This is a genomic window from Bacillus sp. FJAT-27001, from assembly GCF_019039175.1.
Taxonomy (GTDB): domain Bacteria; phylum Bacillota; class Bacilli; order Bacillales; family Bacillaceae; genus Bacillus; species Bacillus velezensis.
Map to the genome: position 1 here is coordinate 63,086 of NZ_JAHOAA010000005.1, position 23,291 is coordinate 86,376.

The window sequence follows — 23,291 nt, forward strand, 5'->3', positions numbered from 1 at the left end:
AAAACATCAATAAAAACACACCTGAATGTTCTGGTGTGCTCCAATAATGATGTTTAGAATGCAAACGCAGCATTTTATTTGTTTCCCAAAACGATCAAACTATTTATACGATGGCGGGATGCTTTGCGGAAAACGGAATACATTTTCGGGATCGTATTTCGCCTTTATTCTTTGAAGCCTTGCAAAGTTTGAGCCATAATATGCTTTTCCGAAGTTCTCGATATTTTGATCCGGAACATTCACATATGAACCTGTTACATATGGTTTCATCAGCTGACGCACTCTTTCAACTGAAGCGAGATTCGAAGCTTCTTGTGATTTATTTTTCCAACTAGCCGTCCATTCCGTATAAAACAACGGACGGCGCCAATAGAAGGCTGTTTCACTGCTTGGTACTCTGCTTATCGCGCCGCCCCAATTGATAAAAAAGAAATTGGTTTCTGTCCCAGTCGCTTTTTCTAAAAATTGTCTCATTACTGCAATAGGTTCTTCCGGCCAAAGATTGAGCGCCCACGCCGAGGAGAATTTAACACTCTGATCAGATCTGCCGGGAATCGGTTCGTCAGGATCTAAGAAATCTATACAATCCGGGTAGTATAGTGTTTTGATTACTGTTTGTGCCGGCGTTCCGGCATTTAATAAAGGTTTTAATAATTGAACCAGCTCTGGTTTTGAACCGAGGAACAATCCTTCCACATGGCACAAGCCATTTACTTTGCTGTAAATCTCAAGGTAGCATCCTAATCGTTCGTCTGTAAACGGCGCCCATTTTTGCCACGCTTTAAATACCGTTTCTAACTGTTCCCACGGCCAAATGATATTAAAGACGGTTGCGGTTTTAGGGGCACGGTGAACTTTGAATGTATATTGGGTGTTATATCCGAAATTGCCTCCCCCGCCGCCTCTGGAAGCCCACAGTAAATCTTCATTGCGGGATTGATTTGCTTGAATAATCCTGCCTTTGGCATCTACCATTTTCAGTGCGAGAAGGTTATCGCTTATCAGGCCGATCGATCGGGAAAGCACTCCAAATCCGCCTCCCATTGTGATTCCTCCGATTCCGACGGTTGGACTGTCTCCGAACGGGGCCATAAAACCTTCCCGAGCTAAACCTTTTACAAGCGGGCCGACGTGAATGCCGGTTTGAACGGTTGCTACCGCGTTTTTTTCATCTAAGAAAACTTTATTCATGTCACTCACATCAATAACAATCCCATCACTTACCGTGGAAAGATTTTTATCCAGAGCATGGCGGCCGCTTCTGACACGCAAAGGCACATTCTTCTCACGAGCCCATTTAATAGCATTACTTACATCGTATGAATTTTGTGCAAAAACAAAGACAAGCGGACAGACATCAACATAAGGGTTCCAATTCTTAACCGCCTGTGTATAGCCGGGGTCCCCTTTGAAGATGACGCGTCCTGTTAACTGTGCTGATCCCATCTATTTCACTCCCAATAAGCATTTGATTCCGATACCAGTATATGTAGGAATTGGACAAATTCTTAGACAGATGTTCTGCAAACTTAAAAATAGATACATATACGCGAAGATGATATAAAAACAAAAAAAAGACAAGAACGGCAAGCTGCCGAAACTCTTGTCTCTCCTGCCTTTTTTATCATGATAGGCACTTACATTTATTGGCGTGATATTCTGACCTGACTATGGAAGTCCATAGAAAAGTTATGTTTGCCCTGCCATGCGTGGTTCTGCTGAGAAACCGGCTGAGCAATCTTTCTGCTTGATCCCCCGACAAGAATCTTTTTCTTTATCGCGTTTTTGCATCCCTGTACGGATAAAATCAATACACATTGAATCTTATCTTTTACATGATTAAAAGCTCTTATTTTTTCTTCTTGTGTTTACGTTTGCAATCCTGTTTTTTCTCTTTCTTATGACGTTTTTTACATTTCGCTTTGGCTGCTAATTTTGCCGCTTCTACCTTTGCTTCTGCTGCTGCTTTTGCTGCTTCTGCTGCTCTGGCTCTTGCTTCTTCCGCCCTTGCTATTGCTTCTTCCGCTCTGGCTCTCGCTTCTGCTTCTCTTGCTGCTTCCGCTCTTGCTGCGTCGTCCGCCATATCAAAATCATGGCCAAGGTCACAGGCTTCGTTGTATGGCTTTTTCTTCTGAACGTACTGTTGATCTTCACCTTCGTTATAATACATTACGCCACTCCTTCTCTCATTTTTTAATCTCTACATACTATGTATAGAAATAACTGCAGCTTGGACTGGTATTATGATGAACCGGCACATTTTAGGGCAATTTTCATTTATCGATACAACAGATTCTGGATGCTTGATGAAACTTAAATGTTTATGATAAGCAGCGTAAAAAGGGAGACTACGAAAAAACCAAGGGTTAAACCCTTGGTTTTTTTGTGAAAATGATAAAAAGGATGCTGCACGCTGCAGCATCCTTCTGTACCAACTTTTTGTTGAACGATTGGAAAGTGTTTTTTGGCTTTTAGTTTGCTTGCTGTGTTTGTTTTACTGGTTCTTTGCTAAAAAGTCCGACAATGTTCCACAAGATAATTGCAGCAGCTATGATTAAACGAGTCGTACTGACTTCTTGGTTAGTAAACAATTTATAGCCATATATTGACCCCAATGCTGCTATACAAAAAATATTGAACCATTTACTCCAACGCAATTAGAAAACTCCTTATAAAATGATTACATTTCAAAACAATGTATTATAATATTAACAAAATTTTTCAATAATTTACCTTAAATCATTCTTAATTGGTTTTCCTGATCATTTTCTCTAATCGTCATTCGATCTTTCGAAGTTTTGATCGTTTTTTGTTACAGGCTAGACCCAGACATCATTTTCAGCTGTTTGATCAGTTATTTCCTGCCCGGTATTCACAACACCTTTAGGTTCTACAAGCAAAATGTTACACTCTGATTCTGCATAAGGTTTATGTTCAACATTTTTCGGAATGACAAACATTTCACCTTCATTTAATGTTACTTCTCCATCACGAAATTCAATGATTAAATTACCCTTAATGACAATGAAGACTTCATCTGTTTCGTCATGCTTATGCCGAACAAAATCCCCTTGTACCTTAACAAGTTTAAATTGATAATCATTCATTTCAGCGATTACTTTTGGAGACCATTGATCTTGGAACGCAGCTAATTTCTCTTGAAAATTAATCGGTCTATATTCCATTCTTTCCGCTTTCCTTGTAAAACTCAAATATTTAACTAGTCCCAAATTAAAGGCCTGTCAACCTCAGCAGTTCTGAGATAGTCTAAAAGCTGACCGGTATGTACGGACTCATGGTAAGCGATTCTTAATAACATGTCTCCTAGTTCGCGAATATATCCAACATCAGACCTGTCAATCTTTATATTTGTTAAATCTGTTTCGTTTAACGATTTGATGAATGTCAAAAACTCGGCCCGATACGGTTTTGCAAATTCTAATTCTTCGTTTACTGTGGTAAACGTTTTTGATTCATAAGGATTAATAGTTTCCTCTGAAAACTCACTCATATTTTTCATTAAAATTTGATGATAAAGAAATTCTGCTTCTAATATGTGTCTTATCATTTCTTTACACGACATGGCTTCGGAATCCGGGCGCCAGTCCATTTTTTCCTCAGGTATAGCTGTCCATAACTTGATGCTTCGCCGTCTTACCTCTTCAAAATGTAAAATAATAAGGTCAATTGTATTCAAGTATTTTCCCCCTTTTATTTTTAAATAATTCTCCTTCTTCCCGGAAAAAACCTCTTCAAATAAAAAACATATTCTTTCCCGACTCGCTGGATTGATAATCAAACCATTTTTAAGATAAGAAGATATTCATTCATCCATACAATAGACTCTGGCTGAACATATACTGAATGATAGTTTTCATCAGAAAGGAGAAATCAGCTTTGGAAAAGTATCGGATCATGACCTTTGACGGGGGCGGTACCTTAGGTGCTTTAAGTTTACAACTATTGAACAGACTGGCTGAAGAAAATCCAGCATTAATAAGCCGAACCCATGTATTTGCGGGAAATTCAATCGGTTCATTTACTGCCCTTGCATTAGCAAGCGGAAGATCTCCGAGGGAAACACTTCAGTATTTTAAGGATGAAATCCTGCCCGCATTCAGCACGTCCCGGCCGGGCGGACCTGTTTTCAATCAACAATTACCATATTCCGGTTTTATTAAAGCGGTACGAAACTTTTTCCCGCCAGGCCTTCGCCTTAAAGATCTAAGAAAACGAATTGTTGTCCCTTCATTCAAATTATACTCCCCGGCACTGGATCGTTGGACGCCCGTATTATTTCACAACTTTCCCGGCTCTCCCTATTTAAATGAGAAAGTGAGTGATGTCATACTGCGGAGCAGCGGTGCTCCCGCGACGCAGCGCGCCTATCAAAACTACGTGGACGGATATGTAGTGGCAACGAACCCCAGTACGGCCAGTATCGCGTTTGCGGTTGGTAAAGCCAACGTGCCATTGGATCAAATTGCGGCGCTATCCATCGGTACAGGTGAAGCCCCGACTCGGTTAAGAAGAGATACGAGGGGATGGGGAATGGTAAGTGCGGATAACATACGTCCCGAAAATCTGAAGAACCTTCCTCCAAATTGGGGAGTCCTTTTGGACAGGTCGCCTAATGAACCTTTACTGCCATTTCTTCAGATGATCTCCGGCGGAAATGGCTACTATGAATCCATGGTCAGCGCGAATCTGCTGGGAGATCGCTTTTTCCGGTTAGATCCGCGGATTCCGAACTTCTCCAAAACAGACCCTTCCGTGGTTCCCGCTGTCATTGAAATTGCGAACAAAACCAACTTACAGCCTGCGAATACATTTATAGAGAGAAACTGGAACGACAGCCATTAACTAAGTTAGAAGTTTATAATAATTCAATGAACAAAAAATACCAAGGGACTCAAAACCCTTGGTATTATTAATGCGGCCGAGAGGGTTTGGACCTTCACGGGGTATTCACACGCTGGGATACTGTTTCATTTGAAGCTGAATCGGTCTTCGGTTTTTGTTCTTTTTTTATTTTCACCGTTTCAGGCAGTAAGAAAGTAAATATTGCCGCTCCCAACAAAATAATAATTGAGAAATAAAAAGAAAGATCATAGTTACCCATTTCACTATAGAGAAAACCTGGTACATAAGCTCCCAGCGCTGATCCTATCTGATGACTCAGGAATAACCAGCCTAAAATAAAACCAACTGAATATTGTTTAAAATATTGCGTGGCTAACATTTGAGTAGGAGCTACAGTTGCAAAATCAACTAGTCCAAACAGGGTGGCAAAAATAAGTAATATGACCGGATGATGACTATATAACAGGATACAAATTGATAATGCGCGTATGACATATAAAAGAATAAGCACCTTTTTACTGCTCCAACGGTCTGCCGCAATTCCTGAGATGATTATCCCCAATATATTAAATCCCGCCAATACACTAACTGCGGCACTGGTTACACTTGTTGAAAATCCATGGTCATGAGAAAAAGGGATAAGGTGGGTATCCATTAGCCCTGTAGTTGTAAAACCGCATATAGCAAAAGGTAATATTAAAAACCAGAATTGTTTCTTGCAAAACACTGTCCAAACTGAAAAGCGGGCCGTATGCTGTTCACTTTCAGCTTCTGCTTTCATAAAACCGCCCATAGGAGATAGCCCCATCTCGCCGGGATGATTCCGTAAAAATAACAGTATGACAGGAAACACAATAACCATTAAAAGCAGACCTAAAATCACTACAGTTAACTTCCAGTTAAACCATTGAATCAAAATGAGAGAGCCGGGAACAAGAAGCATCTGACCCGCGCCAAACCCTGCCTCCATAATTCCAAAAGCAAGTCCGCGTTTTTCATTAAACCAATTTGTAACAACCACTGTTGCGGCTACATTGGATGCCCCTCCAACACCGACTGAGATAACAATTCCGTAAAGGATAAATAATTGCCATGGATGATTCACAAAAGAAGTCAATACAAAGCTGACCCCGACTACGAAAGTGCTGACTGACAAAATCATTCGGGGACCTAATTTATCAACCAGCCTCCCTATTATGGGCTGAGATATGCCATATATGATAAAACTCAGAGTGGAAATAAGTGAGATTGTTCCTCTATTCATAGAAAAATCTTTTTCCCATGGTTCAACAAAAGCTCCAAATGAAAGACGCGCGCCTTGAACTGCTAAAAAGGTAAAAAAAGTGACAAACACAATGATCCATGCATAGTGATATTTTACTCTCATCTATCTCCCCCACTTTTATTTATAATTCCAAATCCCAGCGCTCTTCTATCAAATTTGATCCCCATAAAGGTTTTTCTTCATGAATTTCTGTAATTTCGAATCCGTTCTTTTTATACAATGGCCGGGCTGTTGACATGTCTCTTACCGTCCAAAGAAATATACGCTCGTATCCATTTTCTTTACAATATTGAACAAGCGCCTTAATCAGACGGCTGCCGACACCTTTTCTTTGAAAAGACGGATCGACTAAGAACCACCTTAACTGTCCTGTTTTTTCATCGTCATTCACTAAGCCGATACAACCCGCAAATTGATTTCCGCTTTCTGCCACCCATATTTTTTTAATATCAGCTTTAAACGTATCGTGAAGATAGGATAAAAATGTATCATCCCAGCCATGGGATTCGGCATAAAATAATCGCTGTTTCTCAATTATGTTTTTGACATCCTCTGAAGTATAATAGTCTCTTATTGAAATCGGAGATTCTTTATCATAAAAAGAATGCTGCAAAATATTTTGAATGGTTTCCATTGAATGTACAAGTTTTTCTTGTTCTTCTTTGTCTATGCGTTCAAGGATATATTCAACTTGCTGATTCGCTTTTTTCTCCAGACTTTTATAAATACTTTCCCCTGATGCGGTTACGTAAAGGAAATGATTGCGTCCGTCTTCTCTGCATTTTTGCTTGTATATGAAGCCTTCTTCTTCGAATTTTCTGATGATTCTGCTCACATATCCTCTGTCCAAGTCTAACCTTTCTTGAATGATTTTTGCTGTACAATCGGGCGTATTATAAATTTCGTATAAAATCCTGGTTTCCGTTAAAGAGAATGGACTGTCATAAATATGTTCATTTAGAAAACCCAAAATATCAGTATAAAATCTATTAAATTGTCTGAATGCCAAAACACGTTTTGTTTCCAAATTGATGAACCTCCTCCAAAAGATTGACTTAAGCAACTTTTTTCCATCGTAATCGAAACAGTTGCTTGAGTCAACTATTAATTTTCATCCCCTTTCAATTTGATGATTTTCTTACCGTAAAAAACACATTGAAAATAAACGACACTGCTTCATCGGAAAACAGCTACGTACCGCGATAAATTCTTTTTGGCGTCAATATGGACATACAAAAAGTCGCTTCCATTACGTAAGAAAAGCGACTTTTTAGATTTGATTTTCAAGTTCCTTTGACAAATTTTGAAAAGACCATTGACTATTCAGTTGAACTGTATTAAGTTTAACTATATAGTCAGACTGAATAGAGGATGAGGATATGAAACATAAATTATTACCGCTGTCTGAAACCATGCATTATATTTTATTAGCTCTGCGGGAGCCGCTTCATGGCTATGCTGCCATGCAGAAGATCGAAAAGATGAGTAACGGAACTGTTATTTTAGCAGCCGGCACATTATACGGCGCGATTGAAAACTTGAATAAGCATGGCTGGATTGAACCTGTCGGAGAATCGGGCCGGAGAAAAGTTTATATGATAACTGCGGAAGGAAGCGCCATTTTGAAAATGGAACAAAACAGATTACTTCATATTTTATCCCTGCACGAAGGAAGTGAATCGAATGAAGAAATGTAAGATGTTTTTTGATATTGAAAAAGAGGAGCAATGGCTGAACGAGCACCTACAAAAAGGCTATCACTGTACAAATATCAGCGGATTAGGAATATACACTTTCGAAAAAACCGACAAAAAATATGTAATGCGACTGGATTATCAAGATTATTTATCAAAGAAAAAGTTCAAAGACTACAAAGAGATCTATGAAGACTTCGGCTGGAGTTATATAAACAGCCCATGGCTTAGCGGAACTCGATATTGGCAAAAAGAAGATGATGATCAAAATGAAATCTTCTCGGATCGCCAATCAAAGAGTAATTATTATAAAAGACTAATGAGTTTTTCATCTTGTTTTGGGTTACTGTGCTTGTTTTATTCTTATTTGATTTACAAGGATTCAGGTTTGTATTTAACTGAAGGTCTGTGGAGTATGGAAAGCGCAATGTTTTGGAAAGCATTTTTATTTGAAACTCCATTTGCCCTTTTGAGGTCGCTTCCCGCCCTTATGGCTGTTCTATTTGGCTGCAGTTTCTATAAAGCGTATCGAAAGTATTCAATGTTAAAAGAACAATAACGCGGGGAAGTTACATTCAAAGAAGTAACTCGAGGATCATGTATTTGCCGAAGCCGGGCGCTTTAAAGGAAAAAAAGCGCCCTGAATTTGCTGATAAATCAGACGGCTTATTTTGTTAATAATACATACTTATTTACAATGGCTTGAGCGAGACAAGCTGATGAATCAACAAAGGTAAGTTCGCTGCTTTTTTGATCCGTGACCATATTTAAATCCGTACATGCAATGATAACCGTATCAACCTTTTCTGCTAAGTCACGGTGTAATTCATCATATAATGTACGAGCCTCATCGATTTGACCTTGTTTAATCTTTTCTATTATGTGATCGACATAGATTTGCCAACTATCTTGATGTAAAAAATCATAACCTTCTCTGTTTAACGCTTCTTGAAATATTCCAGATTGAACCGTAGGAACGGTGGCTAAAAGAGCTGCTTTTTTTGAGCCTTTAGGTATTTTATTTATGGTTTCATCAACCATGTTTAGTAAAGGGACTGAAATCGATTTTTTTATTTGGTTAAAATAGATATGTGCGGTATTACATGGGATGGCAATAAAATCAACACCCGTTTTTTCAAGCTTTACAGCCCCCTCAATAATTGCCTTTTCCATGTCCGTATGATTGAGAGGTTTATTCATATAGAAAGGAGTCGGACAGGAATAAATCATCATATGAGGAAAATCCATGTCATGTATTGCTCCATATATTTTTTGGCACTCGTCTACTACCTTATCTACAAATGGCCCAGTAGATTTTGGCCCCATTCCTGCCAGTATTCCAATCATAATTGTCCTCCTCTGTAAAAATGTGTACGAATACGATCACGATGAGTTATTCTTGTGTTTCTCATCTGAATCTGCTCTCATTTCTTTTTGGCTGTCTTCTCCTATTTTATCATTTCATTAATCGAATTATCATATCTAATTCCGCCGCACGCAGAAGAATGGCAGATACATTAAGGTTATGAAAGCTTGTTTTCATTACACTCTCTATCCTCCACTTTCATCACTTCTATATGTTTTCATGAATTATGGTTAAAAATCGGTGATTAAATTGTGCCCATATAGATTAGTAAAGTGTCATTGATGTCAAGTCATGAACTCCTAAAGGAGATTTAATAACTCATTTTCAACGAAAAACTGATCTCTGTTAATTAGTCGAGATTCCAAGATATACACGGACCAATTGAATTGATCTTTCCTTTTTTGGGAATCCCACAGGTTCCCTCTTGTTTTGATGTTGTTTTTTTAAAAAAAGTTATTGACACCAATAAATGACCATGTTATCATTAAAAATTTGATATCTCACTCCATATATGATAACCTTAAGTTAAGTTCCCATATATGGAGGTGGATTATATGTTTCAAATTGGCGATAACATTGTTTATCCAATGCACGGAGCAGGTACAATTGAAGCCATAGAAGAAAAACAATTCTTAGAGGAAAAACAACAGTATTATGTCATAAGAATGTCAATCAGTAATATGACAGTTATGATTCCAACGCGTAAAATATTGAGTTCAAATATACGGCCAGTTACTGATATACGTGCATTAAAACACATTATACACATTTTTCAGCATGGAGAATCAGATAAGTTACTGCCGTGGAAGCAAAGGTATATAGTAAACACGAACAAAATAAAAACGGGTGAAATACAAGAAGGCGCTGAAGTTGTACGTGATTTAATGCGAATGAAGAAAGAAAAAGCACTTAATTCAAGCGAAAAAAAAATGTTGGATAATGCATATGAATTTTTGATTAGTGAACTGGAAGTCATTAAAGGAATCACTGAAAAACAAATAAAAAGTTTCTGCTAAGGTTAATTTTAAATAATGTTTTGCATTCCAAAAAGCACCCGCAAGTTTTCGGAATATTACGATTAAAATATTTCAAAGACGCTTAACTTCTTCAACTTACTTTTAGAACATTAACCTCTTTTATTATTCCTACAATCTAATCTGTTTTTATTATTAAAAATTTCTTCAACGAACATTTGATGTTTTATCAAAAAACTCGATGAAATAGTCACTTGATTTTTGTAATCCTGATTCACACTGGCACGGACAAGGAGCCGTAAGGATGGAAGAGAGGCAGGGCTTTCATTGTTTTAGGTCTAAGTGATTATTTCCAGAAGAAAAAACAACCACTCCCCTCTTTATCTTTAAGAATTTCTTACATCTGCTTCCACAGTGAATAGCAGTTGGTTATCTTCTTTTCATAAAAGAGATATGCGAATTGTAACAAAGAATAACATACAGTTATCTTGAGAACATAAAAACAAATCATTTATATATATTCCACATATCGTCAATCCGGTATGTTATACTGTAAACAATCCTTTGAGGTTTTAAACCTTTTTCTTACCTTGTAGCAACTGTCCCTACTCGAACGTTGAGTAGGGTTTTTTTATTCACTATGATACAGAGAACATAAAAAAACAGGCCCTATATAAAGAGCCTGTTTGTATAAACGATTGAAGATTAAGCAGTTTTTTGAACGTTAGCAGCTTGAGCTCCGCGAGCACCTTGCTCAACGTCAAACGTTACTTTTTGACCTTCGTCTAAAGATTTGAATCCGTCACTTTGGATTGCAGAAAAGTGTACGAATACATCGTCTCCATTTTCACGTTCGATAAATCCAAAACCTTTTTCTGCATTAAACCATTTAACTGTACCTTGTTCCATTTTTGTTGCCTCCTAGTGTGTTACACATTGTATTACTATCCTTGCCCAAAGTATCATCAAGACGAAAAGTCGATATTCATACTATCCTTTACACGAACAAAAATAATTCTCCTTTATCATATCACGAAACGGAAATAACTGCAAATTAATAATGTGTTCATTCATGTTTTATTTGTTAAACCTGTCGATACCAGTGCAAAATAAGATGCCTATTAATAGCTATGGTTTGAAAACACCGTGAAAATGAATCACGAGTGCCTTCAAACCCAGTACTTCATATTGATTGTTAAAGATTTCTTTAAAAAGCTCAGCTGTTTCTTGTTCAAGTACAAGATATTCTTGGCTGTTCACTGGTACAGCTTTGTTTCTGCAGATGTTTCCAAACGATCACTCAGGTATACCCCTATTTTAACAGTATTAACTTGTCATGTTTGTTCCTCAAACAATCAAAATTTACGGTCTAAATAAACCGATTCACATTGGGGAGCATGGAGAGAGTTTGGCCCGATAAAGAGCCGGGTATAATCTTCATACGCTTTTTGTATCCCGGCTGGCCATTGCTAATAAAGATTTAATCGAGATGGAAACAAGTATCTCATTTCCAATAATTTCACAGATGAATGGGAAAGATACTTATCATCTATGGTGTATGACGCTGTGACTTCAAAGACAAACGTTTTCGCTACTTAGAAGAACATCAGGGGAGGGGAAACTTTTAAAAATGAATGAACAAAACCTAAGGACTTTGAGAAAACTGGTTACACCTTATGAAAAGTCCGATTTACAAAAAAGTATTTATCAAATCATTAACACATTGGTGCCATTTGTCCTGTTATGGTGTTTGGCCTATAAGAGCTTATCGATTTCTTATATCCTTACATTAGCGATTTCTGTCGTTGCGGCAGGTTTTTTAGTGAGAACCTTCATCATCTTTCATGATTGCTGCCACTATTCCTTTTTTAAGAACCGAAAGGCGAATCGAATCCTTGGAACAATAACAGGAATTCTGACTCTGCATCCGTTTGATCATTGGGCACACGATCATTCTGTCCATCATGCGACAAGCAGCAACCTGGACAAACGCGGTACGGGCGATATTTGGGTACTGACTGTTGAGGAATATAAGGAAGCCTCAACTAAGACAAAAATAATGTACCGTTTGTACAGAAATCCGTTTGTTATGTTTATTATCGGACCGATTTACGTCTTCGGGATTACCAATCGTTTTAATCGTAAAGGGGCAAAACGCAAAGAACGGATGAATACATATGTAACGAACCTGGGGATCGTCGCTTTGGCAGCACTTTTATGTTGGGCTATCGGCTGGCAAAACTTTCTGCTGGTCCAGACACCAATTTTTATGATATCGGGATCCCTCGGAATTTGGATGTTTTATATTCAGCATACGTTTGAGGATTCATATTTCGAAGAAGATGAGCATTGGGAATATGTAAAAGCAGCCGTTGAAGGAAGCTCTTTTTATAAGCTTCCAAAAGTCATGCAATGGTTAACAGGCAATATCGGTTTCCATCATGTTCATCATTTAAGCCCAAGAGTCCCAAACTATAAGCTTGAAATCGTGCATAACAACACTGAACCATTGCAAAACGTTCCGACCATCACACTGGCAACAAGTATTAAGTCGTTAAAGTTCCGCCTATGGGATGAAGAAGGCAAAAAATTTGTTGGTTTTACCCACTTAAAAAAAACTTCTAAAAGCCAGGTATCAGCTCGGCTAAGAACGGATTAAATAAACTACTCCCATAATCGATGATAATGGGCAGTGTATCTTGCATAATAAAAGTGCAGACTCGCGCAAAGATTTTGTGCAGAGGTCAGCACTTTTTTAATTGCCACATGCACTTACAACAAAAAAATACCAAAGGTGTCAAAACCTTTGGTATCATTAGGATGCGGCCGAGAGGACTTGAACCTCCACGGGTTATTCACCCGCTGGGCCCTCAATAAAGTGATTCTTTATTATGAATTACAAAAGCCTATAATATCAGCATTTGTTTATTTTGATTATGAATGTTTACTTCGATTTATTTTTATTTGGGAGTAAAAATGGAGTAGGTTTTCATTTCAAGACAGTTAATGTCTTGTTACTGGTGACATGTCTATTAGAGTAACCGCCTAATTGAAATGGCTAGTTCTCCATGTTTTATAATGAACTCTGGCTTGATGAAGTTTTTCTATGATTTGTTCTAGCTTTTTATCTTTCCATTTCTTAATCAGCAGAACTCGCGGTTTGTAACACCTTAATATTGCCTTTCAAAATCCTTTGCATAAACGATCTTAACTTTTTGACTGTTTTCTTTGTATTCCCCTTAAAATTGAATAATCACTTTCCCTTTTGGCCGTCCATTTGCGACTAGTTCTAGCGCTTCATTTACGTTGTCTATGGTAAATTGTATTGGATGAATTGCTGGAGCAATGTTGTTTTCTTCAATGATTTTGGTAATCTCTTTAAGTTGTGCGCCGTCAGAACGAACGAAGATAAAATGGTATTCCACGTTTTGTTTCTTGGCTTTGCGATCATACTTTGCGCCAACAAGGGAAAATAGCATTTGTTTCCACAATGGAAAATTCCGGTCTTTTCCGAAGCGTTTATTTGGTCCTGTACGGAGAGAGAGCAATCTTCCGCCCGGTTTGATGATACTCAATTCACTGTCAAATTCTTTAGGTCCCAGTGTATCAATCACATAATCCACATTTGACAACAAGTCAACATAGTTTTCTGTTGAATAATCCAAATATTGATCTGCACCCATTTCCAAAATGCGTTCGCGCGCTTCTGAGCTGCCGCTAACAATGACATTTAGGCCCATTGCCTTTGCGATTGGTACAGCCATCTGACCAAAGCTGCCTGATCCACCTGGAATGAAGACAGATTTACCTGACTGTGCCTCAAGTTCTTCATGCAGACCTTGATACGCTGTGAGTCCAGCCAGTGGTGCAGCAGCGGCTTCCACGTAAGACAAATTTTTTGGCATGGGTGCAATTGCGGCAGCATCAATTGCGGCATATTCCGCAAAAGCGCCAATTTTTTCGAGGGGGAGACGTGTATAGATGGCATCTCCTACGTGAAATTCTGCCACATTTTTTCCGACTTTTTCGATAACTCCTGTCAATTCATTACCAAGCGTTAATGGGAATTCATAATCTTGAATCAGTTTCACGCTGCCTGTAATAATTAACATTTCGAGTGGATTGACTGCCGCAGCTTTGACCTTTACCAAGACTTCATTGTCATCGATTTCTGGAATTGGAATGTCATTGATTTGGGCATAGAGATCTTTTGAATACTTGGTGATCTGAGCTGCTTTCATAAGTGTTTTCATTTTTTTATCAGCATCCTCTATCATATTACGTTTATTAGGTTTTTACCTTTTTATATAATCGTTTAGGTGGAGGGGAATCTTTCTTTTAGCGAAGTCTGACTTCCAATTTTATGATTAACCCTCCACCTAAACAGCAGTCATTTTTAGAACGATCATTCTCAAATAATTAAATTTTATAGACCGATACTGTGAATAAATGTTTCTCATCTTCCTAGTGTTATTGATGTAGAGCATCGTTATATAGGTTTAATAACTTGAAATATTACATCTCTAGAATCGGATAGATTTGATCTCTTAATTGAAATTCATAGTTTCCGTCTACAACTCCTACTACTTGATTACTATCATAAAGCTCCATCATAAAACTCGCCACTTGCTCAACTGTGTGGTACATCGGGATATTTGCTTTGTAATCATATTCTTTCGTATCAGATGCAGTTTTCATGAATTCTGTTTCCGTGATTGCTGGCGCTAAAACTTTCACCTTCATTTTCGCACCTTTGCGTTCAAGTTCTTTTGCAAGGCCTTCTGTAAATGCACTGACAAAGTATTTAGATGCAGAATAAGTAATACTGCCAACAGCAATTGCATATCCGAGTGCTGATGATACGTTAATTAACTGAGTTCCCTCTACATCCGAATAATCACGTACAAATAGTGTAGAAAGAATCGTTAAGGATTCTACGTTTACACGTAGCATGGTTTCCACTTTATCTAAATTCTGATCCGTGACAGAAGAAGATTCACCAAGCCCGGCATTATTAATCCAAGTCTCAATTTGATATTCCTTTAAATTGTCATACAGTGTGTATGCCTGAGCTGTGACAGATAAGTCACTTGTACGAATAATAACATCTAAATCAGGATTTAAATTATGAATGACTGATTTAAGCGCTTCTAATTTCTCTAATCTTCTAGCTACAATAATTAAGTTTTTGCCGCGAGCGGCAAATTCCAATGCAGTTTCATAGCCTATACCTGAACTTGCTCCTGTAATAACTGTGTACTTCATATTATTCTCTCCTCGAAATCATATTTTAATTAATCAATATCACAAAATAGATTTAGTCTAGTGTCGACAAAGTGAAATTAATAATACTTTCTAATCTCTCTTTATCATTTGTCGTTTTTGCTAATACTCGTATTCCTACAAGTGAATTATGAATGAATTGAGAAAGCCCTTTAATGTCATAGTGTTTAGGAATTTCCCCTTTTTCTTGTCCATGTTTGAGCAGATCAAATAATAAGGATTCCGCATTTATAAAAATCTCTGTGATTTTCTTAGCTACTTCTTCATCTATTAGGGATAATTCAACAGCTGCATTAACAGCTAAACATCCTTTTGGCTGATCTTCTTTTGGGTAAATAACCATTTCAAATAATTTTCGTATAGCCAGCTTAACCGTTAATTCTGTTTTCACTTCATTCTTCATTCTTACTTCCATTACTTCTACATAGTGACTTAAGGCTCGCATAAATAAAGTATGTTTGTCGCCAAATGTATCATAGATACTTCTGCGGTGAACGCCCATATGGTCCACCAAGTCTTGCATGGATGTTTTTTCATACCCCTGTTCCCAGAACAGGTCCATTGCTTTTCTTAATGCTTTTTTTTCATCAAATTCTTTATTTCTAGCCATGTTATCCCTCCTTCATTCTTAAATAATTAAAGAACGATCATTCTCATTTGAGTAGCAAAACAGTTAGATCTGACGTATTTCAAGTATATCAAATTTAAGAACGATCAGTAAAGAATTTAGAATTAAATCATGTGTTTTATATGCTATGCATGGCTACTACCTGAATTTTAACGAATATCGCTCCTTTTTATTTTTCATCAAATCATTTCTTTAATGTCATTGACGGCAGGTCATAAAGCATACTGGTGTGTTTTCGAAAATACCCCTCATTTCAGTAAAGTTCCCCGCTGGAATATTCACACTTTGGACACGAAATAGGAACTGTAGAAGAGTTTCCCGGATTTTCAAACTAAAGTGTATTAAACAATACGGAGGATTACACTGGGTAACACAGTCAAATAAAAAAGCTCTAACTAATCCAAAAAGTTGCTAGTCAGAGCTTTTTATACATATTTTTTTGGTCCAACTCACTAAGCACCTACTCTGTCATCAGCAACTTGAAAAGGAGCTTTGATAATAGGGACATTATTTGTTAAAACCACTCCTGCTATGCTACCCAATAAAATGACTGCAAACAAAGTCCGGCTAATCTTCATTAATTATCTCCCCTTTTTTATTTTCCGTCCCGCTTTAATCTAAGATACCATTAGCGATGACGCTAATGGTACCCTTTGGTTCTACTCAATAACTTATTCAGCTTCTCCAACAACTGTAAAGCGTTCATTTATATGTTTTGGATTTTCGATTTCATCCAATACTGCAATTGCATAGTCTGCATAGCTGATATAACTTTCGCCTTTCGAATTCACAAGAAGATGATCTTTTCCTGACTGATAAAATCCAGTTCTTTTCCCGTCTGGGTCAAATACCGCTGAAGGACTGATAAATGTCCAGTTAATATCAGAAGTTTCCTTTAGTTCTTGCAAGTTACGACCTTGCCCTTTAGCTGTCGGAATAAAAATCTCCGGGAAATCAGGTGTATCCATTACACTGACAGTTTTATTTTCGTCTACATAAAGACTCCCTGCTCCACCTACAATTACGGCTCTTGTATCCGTTCCTTTTAATGCCCTAATTAATGCCCGGCCAGCATCTACATGTGCCTGTTCTTCTCCTAATGGAGCACCGAAGGCATTAACTGCTACATCTAACTTTTTTAGATCATCCGATGTAAGATCAATTATATTTTTTTCAATGACTGCAATCTTTTCCTCTTTAAGTTTTGCAGCATCTCTTACAATTGCAGTTACTTCATGTCCCCTGCTTACCGCTTCTTTCAAGATAAGACTTCCAGCTTTTCCGGTTGCACCAATGATTCCAATTTTCAATTTAAAGTCCTCCTAATCATTCAAAATTTTAAATGTAACCATATCGATTACATGTAATAAGTTTAGTTACACCTTATTTATTTGTCAATACTTTTATCATCTTGTTAATTGAGCATATTAGAGTAAAAGAACTTGTAATACATTCAGTTACAAGTGTACTATAAAGAGTGTAAAGTAATGAGGATGGTGAAGAAATCATGTCTATTAGCAGCCGTTTTGCTGTAGGAATTCATATATTGGCTCTTATAGAAATAAATGAAGACGGAATTAGCACTTCTGAATTTTTAGCTGGAAGTGTAAATACAAATCCCGCCTTAATAAGAAAAATTATGGGGATGCTGAAAAAAGCAGGTTTAGTAAATGTACGGCCAGGTATTGCAGGAGCTGAATTAGCGAAGGATCTAACTGAAATCACCTTACTTGATGTTTATAGAGCAGTTAATGTTGTTCAAGATAAAGAATTGTTTAGTATACATGAAAATCCCAATCCTCAATGTCCTGTAGGCCGGAACATTCAAAGTACAATTGGTCCAATATTTGAAATCGCCCAATCTGCCTTGGAAAAAGCTCTTGGGCATATCACAATTGAGGATGTGGTAAAGGATATTATTGAAAAAGAAAAATTGACCAATAATTTTTAAATGATTTCACAGAAAATCTTTTATCAGACTGGGGATAAGAAAAATGGCTTTTTGATGAAAAAGAGCAGACATAAAATCTACTCCTTTTGATGAAAGATTTAGATTACGGTAAGGGATATAAATATGCTCATGATAAAAAGGAAAAATTAACGACAATGCAGACGATGCCAGATTCTTTAATAGGACGTGAGTATTACTATCCAACAACTCAAGGTTCAGAAGCTAAGTTCAAACAAAGACTTGAGGAAATCTCGGATTGGTATAAAAGAAACCGCAAATCTTAGTTTGAACGAATATGTTCTGTATATAAAAATAATGAGGTATGGAGTGAATTGATAATGAATTATGGTGAAATAAAAGATTACTGCCTAACCTTTCCAAACTCTTATGAAGACCATCCTTTTGGAGATGGTTGGACTGCAATTCGGCACAAAGGGAATAAGAAAATATTTGCACTTATCTTCACTCGCGACGAACACTTATGTGTCAACCTTAAATGCGAACCTGAAAGGGCTGATTTTCTACGTGGTCTTTTTGAAGAAATCAAGCCCGGATACCATATGAACAAGGAGCATTGGAATACTCTTACCTTAGATGAGGGACTCCCAGAGCATCAAATCCATGACATGGTAAAGTACAGCTTTGAACTGACAAAACTAAAAAGTAAAAAGGAAATATAACATCGAAGGATAGAACGCTCATTATAATTATTCACCCGGCGCAATGATACAGAGGAATATGCAAAAAAACCTCAAGGCAGCAATTTTTAAATTCGTATTTACGAGATGATTTTTTCGTTATTGTGAGTCCTTTGTTTCTCGACATAGGTTGAACAAATAAAAAAAGAGCAGACTCAAAGTCCACTCAATTAATTTAGATGATTGCTTATTTCATCCAGACACCTATAAAAATTGAAAGGTGACGATGATATGCCGCAAAGGTCATTTAGCGTTTAATTAATACTGATAACTCACCTTCAAACACTTTTTCCTCTTTCTGATTATAGGTAGATAACAATACAGTAAGTATCCCCGTCTGGCTTTTATTTGGTTTTTTATCAATAACCTTAACAATAGTGTTCAGTTTATCATTAGGGTAAACAGGTGCTAGGAATTTTATATTATTCATTCCTGTCCCAGCAATAATATCGTCTTCATGACACCCTTCTTCAATCCAAAGCTTAAAAGTAATAGATAACGTTTGTATTCCAGAAGCAATAATTCCATTAAACCTGCCCATTTTTGCTTTTTCTTCATTTAAATGCATGTATTGTGGGTCATACACTTCTGCAAAATTCATTATATTCTCTTTTGTTAATTCAAAAGATTTAGTTTGAAAAACCTGCCCGACGGTGAATTCATCCAACTTCATAAATAAATCTCCCTGAATCTAAACTTTATTATTAAATCTACGTAGCATTTTAACATACTGGCTCTCACACAACAACTTAACGGTAAAACGATTGTTCCCCTATCAGGAATGAACAAGCACATTGTTTTTGTTTCCTTGCCTTTAACCTCTTTATAATCAGGTGTTTTCTTATAAAGACCAAGGCGGTCGCCATCACCATCACCCGGCATATGTGCCATTTCTTCATAAGAATCCCCAAGCTTCTCATAATAAGAATAAGCAGTAAGCTTGCGAGAACTTTCTTCTGGCTGATAAAACGCAAGTTGAATATACTTCCCGTCATCATATACAAGAATTATGGCGTTATCTCTTTTGTACTCATCTGAATCTGTTCGCATTTCTTTTCTGATTTTCTTCTCCTGCTTCATCACTTCATTAATCATTATCATATTTACTACCATGCACGCAGTCAGCAGAAGGATGAAGGTGACTGACAAATCATACGACCTACTATAAGTAAGTGGACAGTAACAGATGAATTTTTATAAACAAAAAATACCAAGGGTGTCAAAACCCTTGGTATCATTGATGCGGCCGAAAGGACTTGAACCTCCACGGGTTATTCCACCCGCTGGGCCCACCATCTATATTCATAAAACTATTGCTCAGATGTCAGCATGTTAAGTAAATTACGAATTTCCTTGTTATAACTTTTAATTTCTTCTTCATTACAACCGGTTTTATCAAATACTGCATTAGGTATCATTGTGACTTTTTCTTTAAACTCATTCCCTTCAGTTGTTAACGTAATAATTACACTTCGTTCATCCTCTTTTGAACGCTCTCTTATAATAAGACCTCGCTCCTCAAGTCGTTTTAAAACTGGAGTTAATGTTCCGGAGTCTAGATATAATTCTTCGCCTAAACCTTTAACAGATATTTTTTCCTTCTCCCATAAAACAAGAAGAACCAAATACTGTGATTAGCGTACAAGTTCTCGTTTTCTTCTTTGGACCCCATATAGAAAATAAAAAGCCAGCTCTCCTTCGGGAGAAGAACTGGCATAACAAAGCTTCTTGCTTCTTATTTTGCTGTATTGCTCGGACCTTTTAATTTCTCTTCGTTCTTGCGTCAACGTTTTATTATTAGGACACAACCAATAAAATAATGACGATCGAGAATAGCAACGCTGCTTTTGCAAAGCAGTAAGCCCTCCAGAATATAAAAGAGCTGCAGTCATTGCTGCTCGGATAATCCCAGCTTATTCTGAGTCTGTATTTCGAGTAGCCGGTCAATTAAATGGATGTTTTTTTCATTCCTTTTCTGTTTGTTCCATTTTCCACCACAGTGAATCTTTTGGATTTTCAACAGCTTCTTGAAACTCAGCTTTAGAAGCAACTGTTGGGTAAGAACCTTTTAAAGATTTACCTGAAGTATCTTTAAATAAGGTTAACACAACTATTAAGCCAATTAAACTAACTGCTAATAAATAGAAACCCGGCGCCAAATTGTTTCTTGTCACATGGGTTAACCAAGAAGCAACTAAAGGTGTTGTTCCACCAAAAATAGAAACTGATAAGTTGAATGTCCAGGATAATGTACGATATCTAATGTCCGTATGGAACAACGTAGGTAAAGATCCTGGCATAGTACCTTCGTATACAGATAATACAATACCTAACATTAAAAGTCCTATAAATAAGAATGTTATATTCCCCATATTAAGAAATTGAAAAGAGATAATCGAAAATACAATTCCTAATACTAATCCAATTGTTATAACTTTTTTATTTCCTAATTTATCTCCCAATTTACCAAAAGTTAAAGCGAACGGTACCATAATAATCAATACAATTGCTGTAACCGGTGTACTTATATTATCACTTATACCAAGGTTCTCATCTAAATAAGAAGGCATATAACCTAACAATAGGTAATTGGTTATATTGAAAAATGCCACAAATACGATACATAAAAAGATATCTTTTTTATATGTTTTAATGACTTCTAATAAACCTGGTTGTTGTTCTTGGCTTTCAGAGATGTCATTTTCAAAAATTGGTGATTCATCTAAATGACTTCTCAAATATAAACCAAATAATCCTATTGGAATACTTAAGAAGAAAGGAATTCTCCATCCCCAACTATTCATTTGAACATCAGATAAAGTCCAGAAAAGTACTGTAACTAAAACAGAAGCTACTATATAACCAGATAATGTGCCGATTTCTAAACCGCTGCCTAACCTTATACGCTTATTATCTGGAGAAGATTCTGCGATATATACCATTGCACCAGCGTACTCTCCACCCACAGAAAAACCTTGCAGAATACGAGCTAAGAGTAATAATATAGGGGCCCATACACCAATCTGTTCATAGGTAGGAAGCACACCAATTATTAAAGTAGATAAAGCCATCATTAAAATAGTAATTGTTAATACTATTTTCCGACCAAATTTATCACCCATTTTACCAAAAATAATTCCGCCTACCGGTCTAAGTAAGAAGGCAATTGCAAATGTAGCAAAAGTAAATATTAACTTTAATTCATCGTTTTGAACTGGACTGAAAAAGTTTTTACTAATAATAACTGCCAAATAAGAATATAAAGCAAAATCAAACCATTCCATCGCGTTTCCTATCCCTGTAGCAAACACGCTTTTCTTCGCTTTTTGAATGTCTACAACGTTAATTTTTTTCTTGTTAAACTTCATTTAATAATATCGACTCCTTGATTATCAAATCCACATTATACAAGCGTATAAACGGTCCAAGCATGCAGTCCCAGAATGTATAGCGTAATGCTTCTCTAAAAGTCTGGGGGTTTCTGTTTCACCTGATGGAGAGCTAACGGCATAGTGGATGATTGGTTCAACTGTACCTAAAAGACTAGACTAATATCCATATCAGCGCCAAATAACATTGTAAACCAGGAAAGAAGGATGAAATTCAGTTTTTTCTTTCGCTGGTTTCCTTAACTTATTTTTGCCGATTGGACTAAAAATAATACAAAAAGCAACAAAAAGAGAAACATCCAACAAATAATACCAGCCAAAGCGGTTAGTGATATATCCTTGGGCTGTGGTTGGTATTTTCTGCAGACTATTTGGAGAAATGATTCCCCTTCATACAGATCTATTGTGAATATTATCACAATCAAAAAAAACTTTTATTTCTTCAAAGTATCCTAAACCTTTATATTAGTTCTTCCATTACGTCTTCCAATATGTTTATTATAAGATTGATGTCGTTCCTAAGAATTATTTACTGATTCTATCTTTATTACCCCACAATCAGGTGAAACAAAACACTATAAACGTATCATATCTTTTTAAAATCTGACAAGCTCAACAGGGTGATAGAAATCCGGCTAAAGCCCAGCTAGTCAATGGATAGAAGAAATTTTTTTGTTCTTCCCAAGGAATAACCGTCTGCGTTTAATCCAGCCCAATTAGAAAGAAAAAGAGCAGGAGTAATCCTGCTCTTTCATTCAAAACTTTAATTTGTATGAAGAATTTCGTATACCTTTTCGACTTTCTTTACCTATTAATCAGTACACAGACTACAACAGAAATAAGTAGCACCGGGTATGAAATAATGGATGCATTTAAACAGGCCAATCAACGACAATTGAATTTAGGAAAAAGCGTTAAATTCTCTCTTATGATGTTGTTACGTATTGTTGACGGTAAAATTATTGAACATAGATCTCATGTGGATGTGCATGATATTCTCCGTCAGCTTGGCGTTAATTAACAGTAAAAAGTTGAAATAGTGAGAGATCAGGTGAATAGCTTGGTCTCTTTTTTTATAATTAAGTCCTCGCTCTATGCCCTCCTGCATTCAGTCGATGTAACTTTGAAATAAAGTTTAATTAACATCTATCACAAATCCT

Annotated in this window: 26 protein-coding genes and 2 pseudogenes; 9 read left to right on the forward strand and 19 right to left on the reverse strand. The window is 36.8% G+C overall.

All coding sequences use genetic code 11. The features are described from left to right. Positions 1–99 precede the first annotated feature (99 nt). From BGM27_RS15715 to BGM27_RS15735, 5 genes are all read right to left on the reverse strand, one after another. Positions 100–1,446, reverse strand: a complete 1,347-nt coding sequence (locus BGM27_RS15715) for an FAD-binding oxidoreductase (RefSeq protein WP_007409556.1) — start codon at positions 1,444–1,446, stop codon at positions 100–102. A gap of 403 nt (positions 1,447–1,849) precedes the next feature. Continuing rightward, on the reverse strand, positions 1,850–2,170 hold the full coding sequence (locus tag BGM27_RS15720; protein ID WP_007409557.1) for a hypothetical protein: 321 nt from the start codon (positions 2,168–2,170) through the stop codon (positions 1,850–1,852). 301 nt (positions 2,171–2,471) lie between these two features. Continuing rightward, positions 2,472–2,657 carry a hypothetical protein gene (locus tag BGM27_RS15725; RefSeq protein WP_007409558.1) on the reverse strand — a complete coding sequence of 62 codons (186 nt, stop codon included), beginning with the start codon at positions 2,655–2,657 and terminating at the stop codon, positions 2,472–2,474. Between the two features lie 162 nt (positions 2,658–2,819). Then, entirely contained in the window at positions 2,820–3,185 is a 366-nt protein-coding gene (locus BGM27_RS15730; RefSeq protein WP_007409559.1) for a cupin domain-containing protein, read from the reverse strand. A 35-nt stretch (positions 3,186–3,220) separates the two neighbouring features. Beyond that, complete coding sequence (locus BGM27_RS15735; protein WP_007409560.1) at positions 3,221–3,697, reverse strand: DinB family protein; 477 nt, start codon at positions 3,695–3,697, stop codon at positions 3,221–3,223. Positions 3,698–3,897: 200 nt separating this feature from the next. Here BGM27_RS15735 and cotR point away from each other — a divergent pair, with 200 nt between their 5' ends. Next, a complete protein-coding gene (gene cotR, locus BGM27_RS15740) occupies positions 3,898–4,863 on the forward strand; it encodes a sporulation hydrolase CotR (RefSeq protein ID WP_007409561.1) in 966 nt (321 codons plus the stop codon). Between the two features lie 94 nt (positions 4,864–4,957). Here cotR and BGM27_RS15745 read toward each other — a convergent pair whose 3' ends face one another. Beyond that, positions 4,958–6,250, reverse strand: coding sequence for an MFS transporter (locus tag BGM27_RS15745; RefSeq protein ID WP_007409562.1), 1,293 nt, complete (start codon positions 6,248–6,250; stop codon positions 4,958–4,960). 19 nt (positions 6,251–6,269) lie between these two features. After that, the gene (locus BGM27_RS15750; protein ID WP_007409563.1) at positions 6,270–7,175 is read right to left on the reverse strand and encodes a bifunctional helix-turn-helix transcriptional regulator/GNAT family N-acetyltransferase; all 906 of its coding nucleotides are present in this window, start codon (positions 7,173–7,175) and stop codon (positions 6,270–6,272) included. 352 nt (positions 7,176–7,527) lie between these two features. Between BGM27_RS15750 and BGM27_RS15755 the strand changes: the two genes are divergently transcribed. Next, positions 7,528–7,845, forward strand: a complete 318-nt coding sequence (locus tag BGM27_RS15755; protein WP_007409564.1) for a PadR family transcriptional regulator — start codon at positions 7,528–7,530, stop codon at positions 7,843–7,845. Then, a complete protein-coding gene (locus tag BGM27_RS15760) occupies positions 7,832–8,401 on the forward strand; it encodes a DUF2812 domain-containing protein (RefSeq protein WP_007409565.1) in 570 nt (189 codons plus the stop codon). Before BGM27_RS15755 ends, BGM27_RS15760 begins: the two co-directional genes overlap by 14 nt. A 107-nt stretch (positions 8,402–8,508) precedes the next feature. Here BGM27_RS15760 and BGM27_RS15765 read toward each other — a convergent pair whose 3' ends face one another. Next, positions 8,509–9,189, reverse strand: coding sequence for an aspartate/glutamate racemase family protein (locus tag BGM27_RS15765; protein WP_007409566.1), 681 nt, complete (start codon positions 9,187–9,189; stop codon positions 8,509–8,511). A 573-nt stretch (positions 9,190–9,762) separates the two neighbouring features. Between BGM27_RS15765 and BGM27_RS15770 the strand changes: the two genes are divergently transcribed. Then, positions 9,763–10,224: a CarD family transcriptional regulator gene (locus BGM27_RS15770; protein ID WP_012116891.1), complete on the forward strand. Its 462-nt coding sequence runs from the start codon at positions 9,763–9,765 to the stop codon at positions 10,222–10,224. Positions 10,225–10,887: 663 nt separating this feature from the next. On the opposite strand, the gene cspC is transcribed toward BGM27_RS15770, so the two are convergent. Both cspC and BGM27_RS20800 read right to left on the reverse strand, forming a co-directional pair. After that, positions 10,888–11,091, reverse strand: a complete 204-nt coding sequence (cspC, locus tag BGM27_RS15775) for a cold shock protein CspC (RefSeq protein WP_003156143.1) — start codon at positions 11,089–11,091, stop codon at positions 10,888–10,890. 446 nt (positions 11,092–11,537) lie between these two features. Beyond that, complete coding sequence (locus BGM27_RS20800) at positions 11,538–11,636, reverse strand: molecular chaperone TorD family protein (protein ID WP_108725306.1); 99 nt, start codon at positions 11,634–11,636, stop codon at positions 11,538–11,540. Between the two features lie 176 nt (positions 11,637–11,812). Between BGM27_RS20800 and desA the strand changes: the two genes are divergently transcribed. After that, on the forward strand, positions 11,813–12,841 hold the full coding sequence (gene desA, locus BGM27_RS15785; protein WP_007409568.1) for a Delta(5) desaturase DesA: 1,029 nt from the start codon (positions 11,813–11,815) through the stop codon (positions 12,839–12,841). A gap of 580 nt (positions 12,842–13,421) precedes the next feature. Here desA and BGM27_RS15790 read toward each other — a convergent pair. The 4 genes from BGM27_RS15790 to BGM27_RS15805 all read right to left on the reverse strand — a co-directional run bounded on the left by BGM27_RS15790 (position 13,422) and on the right by BGM27_RS15805 (position 17,403). After that, positions 13,422–14,435 (reverse strand): NADP-dependent oxidoreductase, encoded by a 1,014-nt coding sequence (locus tag BGM27_RS15790; protein WP_007409569.1) that lies wholly within the window; start codon positions 14,433–14,435, stop codon positions 13,422–13,424. Between the two features lie 262 nt (positions 14,436–14,697). Next, positions 14,698–15,447, reverse strand: coding sequence for an SDR family NAD(P)-dependent oxidoreductase (locus BGM27_RS15795; RefSeq protein WP_007409570.1), 750 nt, complete (start codon positions 15,445–15,447; stop codon positions 14,698–14,700). Positions 15,448–15,499: 52 nt separating this feature from the next. Beyond that, positions 15,500–16,075 carry a TetR/AcrR family transcriptional regulator gene (locus tag BGM27_RS15800; RefSeq protein ID WP_007409571.1) on the reverse strand — a complete coding sequence of 192 codons (576 nt, stop codon included), beginning with the start codon at positions 16,073–16,075 and terminating at the stop codon, positions 15,500–15,502. A gap of 689 nt (positions 16,076–16,764) precedes the next feature. After that, a complete protein-coding gene (locus BGM27_RS15805) occupies positions 16,765–17,403 on the reverse strand; it encodes an NAD(P)-dependent oxidoreductase (RefSeq protein ID WP_007409573.1) in 639 nt (212 codons plus the stop codon). Between the two features lie 197 nt (positions 17,404–17,600). On the opposite strand from BGM27_RS15805, the gene BGM27_RS15810 reads away from it, so the two are divergent. The 3 genes from BGM27_RS15810 (at position 17,601) to BGM27_RS15820 (ending at position 18,724) form a co-directional block, all read left to right on the forward strand. Further along, the gene (locus tag BGM27_RS15810; protein WP_007409574.1) at positions 17,601–18,044 is read left to right on the forward strand and encodes an Rrf2 family transcriptional regulator; all 444 of its coding nucleotides are present in this window, start codon (positions 17,601–17,603) and stop codon (positions 18,042–18,044) included. An 89-nt stretch (positions 18,045–18,133) separates the two neighbouring features. Continuing rightward, on the forward strand, positions 18,134–18,328 hold the full coding sequence (locus BGM27_RS15815) for an AAA family ATPase (protein WP_007409575.1): 195 nt from the start codon (positions 18,134–18,136) through the stop codon (positions 18,326–18,328). Positions 18,329–18,382: 54 nt separating this feature from the next. Further along, a complete protein-coding gene (locus BGM27_RS15820; RefSeq protein WP_007409576.1) occupies positions 18,383–18,724 on the forward strand; it encodes an MmcQ/YjbR family DNA-binding protein in 342 nt (113 codons plus the stop codon). Positions 18,725–18,989: 265 nt separating this feature from the next. Here the strand turns inward: BGM27_RS15820 and BGM27_RS15825 are convergent, their stop codons facing one another. The 5 genes and pseudogenes from BGM27_RS15825 to BGM27_RS15845 all read right to left on the reverse strand — a co-directional run. After that, a complete protein-coding gene (locus tag BGM27_RS15825; RefSeq protein ID WP_007409577.1) occupies positions 18,990–19,415 on the reverse strand; it encodes a MaoC family dehydratase in 426 nt (141 codons plus the stop codon). A 125-nt stretch (positions 19,416–19,540) separates the two neighbouring features. Beyond that, positions 19,541–19,891, reverse strand: a pseudogene (locus BGM27_RS15830) (cystatin-like fold lipoprotein); the annotation flags it as partial. 161 nt (positions 19,892–20,052) lie between these two features. Then, a complete protein-coding gene (locus BGM27_RS15835; RefSeq protein ID WP_007409579.1) occupies positions 20,053–20,367 on the reverse strand; it encodes a MarR family winged helix-turn-helix transcriptional regulator in 315 nt (104 codons plus the stop codon). A 339-nt stretch (positions 20,368–20,706) separates the two neighbouring features. Continuing rightward, the gene (locus tag BGM27_RS15840; RefSeq protein ID WP_007409580.1) at positions 20,707–22,110 is read right to left on the reverse strand and encodes an MFS transporter; all 1,404 of its coding nucleotides are present in this window, start codon (positions 22,108–22,110) and stop codon (positions 20,707–20,709) included. A 38-nt stretch (positions 22,111–22,148) separates the two neighbouring features. Then, positions 22,149–22,518 (reverse strand): annotated as a pseudogene (locus BGM27_RS15845) (BCCT family transporter); the annotation flags it as partial. A gap of 475 nt (positions 22,519–22,993) precedes the next feature. Between BGM27_RS15845 and BGM27_RS15850 the strand changes: the two are divergent. Further along, positions 22,994–23,152 (forward strand): ester cyclase, encoded by a 159-nt coding sequence (locus BGM27_RS15850; protein ID WP_076983066.1) that lies wholly within the window; start codon positions 22,994–22,996, stop codon positions 23,150–23,152. Positions 23,153–23,291 lie beyond the last annotated feature (139 nt).

Coding starts and splice junctions, on each gene's coding strand:
- BGM27_RS15800 (WP_007409571.1), bottom strand. CDS start 16,075: ATGGCTAGAAATAAAGAATTTGATGAAAAAAAAGCATTAAGAAAAGCA.
- cspC (WP_003156143.1), bottom strand. CDS start 11,091: ATGGAACAAGGTACAGTTAAATGGTTTAATGCAGAAAAAGGTTTTGGA.
- BGM27_RS15795 (WP_007409570.1), bottom strand. CDS start 15,447: ATGAAGTACACAGTTATTACAGGAGCAAGTTCAGGTATAGGCTATGAA.
- BGM27_RS15810 (WP_007409574.1), top strand. CDS start 17,601: ATGTCTATTAGCAGCCGTTTTGCTGTAGGAATTCATATATTGGCTCTT.
- BGM27_RS15850 (WP_076983066.1), top strand. CDS start 22,994: ATGGATGCATTTAAACAGGCCAATCAACGACAATTGAATTTAGGAAAA.
- BGM27_RS15765 (WP_007409566.1), bottom strand. CDS start 9,189: ATGATTGGAATACTGGCAGGAATGGGGCCAAAATCTACTGGGCCATTT.
- BGM27_RS15745 (WP_007409562.1), bottom strand. CDS start 6,250: ATGAGAGTAAAATATCACTATGCATGGATCATTGTGTTTGTCACTTTT.
- BGM27_RS15715 (WP_007409556.1), bottom strand. CDS start 1,446: ATGGGATCAGCACAGTTAACAGGACGCGTCATCTTCAAAGGGGACCCC.
- BGM27_RS15770 (WP_012116891.1), top strand. CDS start 9,763: ATGTTTCAAATTGGCGATAACATTGTTTATCCAATGCACGGAGCAGGT.
- BGM27_RS15825 (WP_007409577.1), bottom strand. CDS start 19,415: ATGAAGTTGGATGAATTCACCGTCGGGCAGGTTTTTCAAACTAAATCT.
- BGM27_RS15815 (WP_007409575.1), top strand. CDS start 18,134: ATGAAAGATTTAGATTACGGTAAGGGATATAAATATGCTCATGATAAA.
- BGM27_RS15820 (WP_007409576.1), top strand. CDS start 18,383: ATGAATTATGGTGAAATAAAAGATTACTGCCTAACCTTTCCAAACTCT.
- BGM27_RS15730 (WP_007409559.1), bottom strand. CDS start 3,185: ATGGAATATAGACCGATTAATTTTCAAGAGAAATTAGCTGCGTTCCAA.
- BGM27_RS15720 (WP_007409557.1), bottom strand. CDS start 2,170: ATGTATTATAACGAAGGTGAAGATCAACAGTACGTTCAGAAGAAAAAG.
- BGM27_RS15790 (WP_007409569.1), bottom strand. CDS start 14,435: ATGAAAACACTTATGAAAGCAGCTCAGATCACCAAGTATTCAAAAGAT.
- BGM27_RS15840 (WP_007409580.1), bottom strand. CDS start 22,110: ATGAAGTTTAACAAGAAAAAAATTAACGTTGTAGACATTCAAAAAGCG.
- desA (WP_007409568.1), top strand. CDS start 11,813: ATGAATGAACAAAACCTAAGGACTTTGAGAAAACTGGTTACACCTTAT.
- BGM27_RS15760 (WP_007409565.1), top strand. CDS start 7,832: ATGAAGAAATGTAAGATGTTTTTTGATATTGAAAAAGAGGAGCAATGG.
- BGM27_RS15755 (WP_007409564.1), top strand. CDS start 7,528: ATGAAACATAAATTATTACCGCTGTCTGAAACCATGCATTATATTTTA.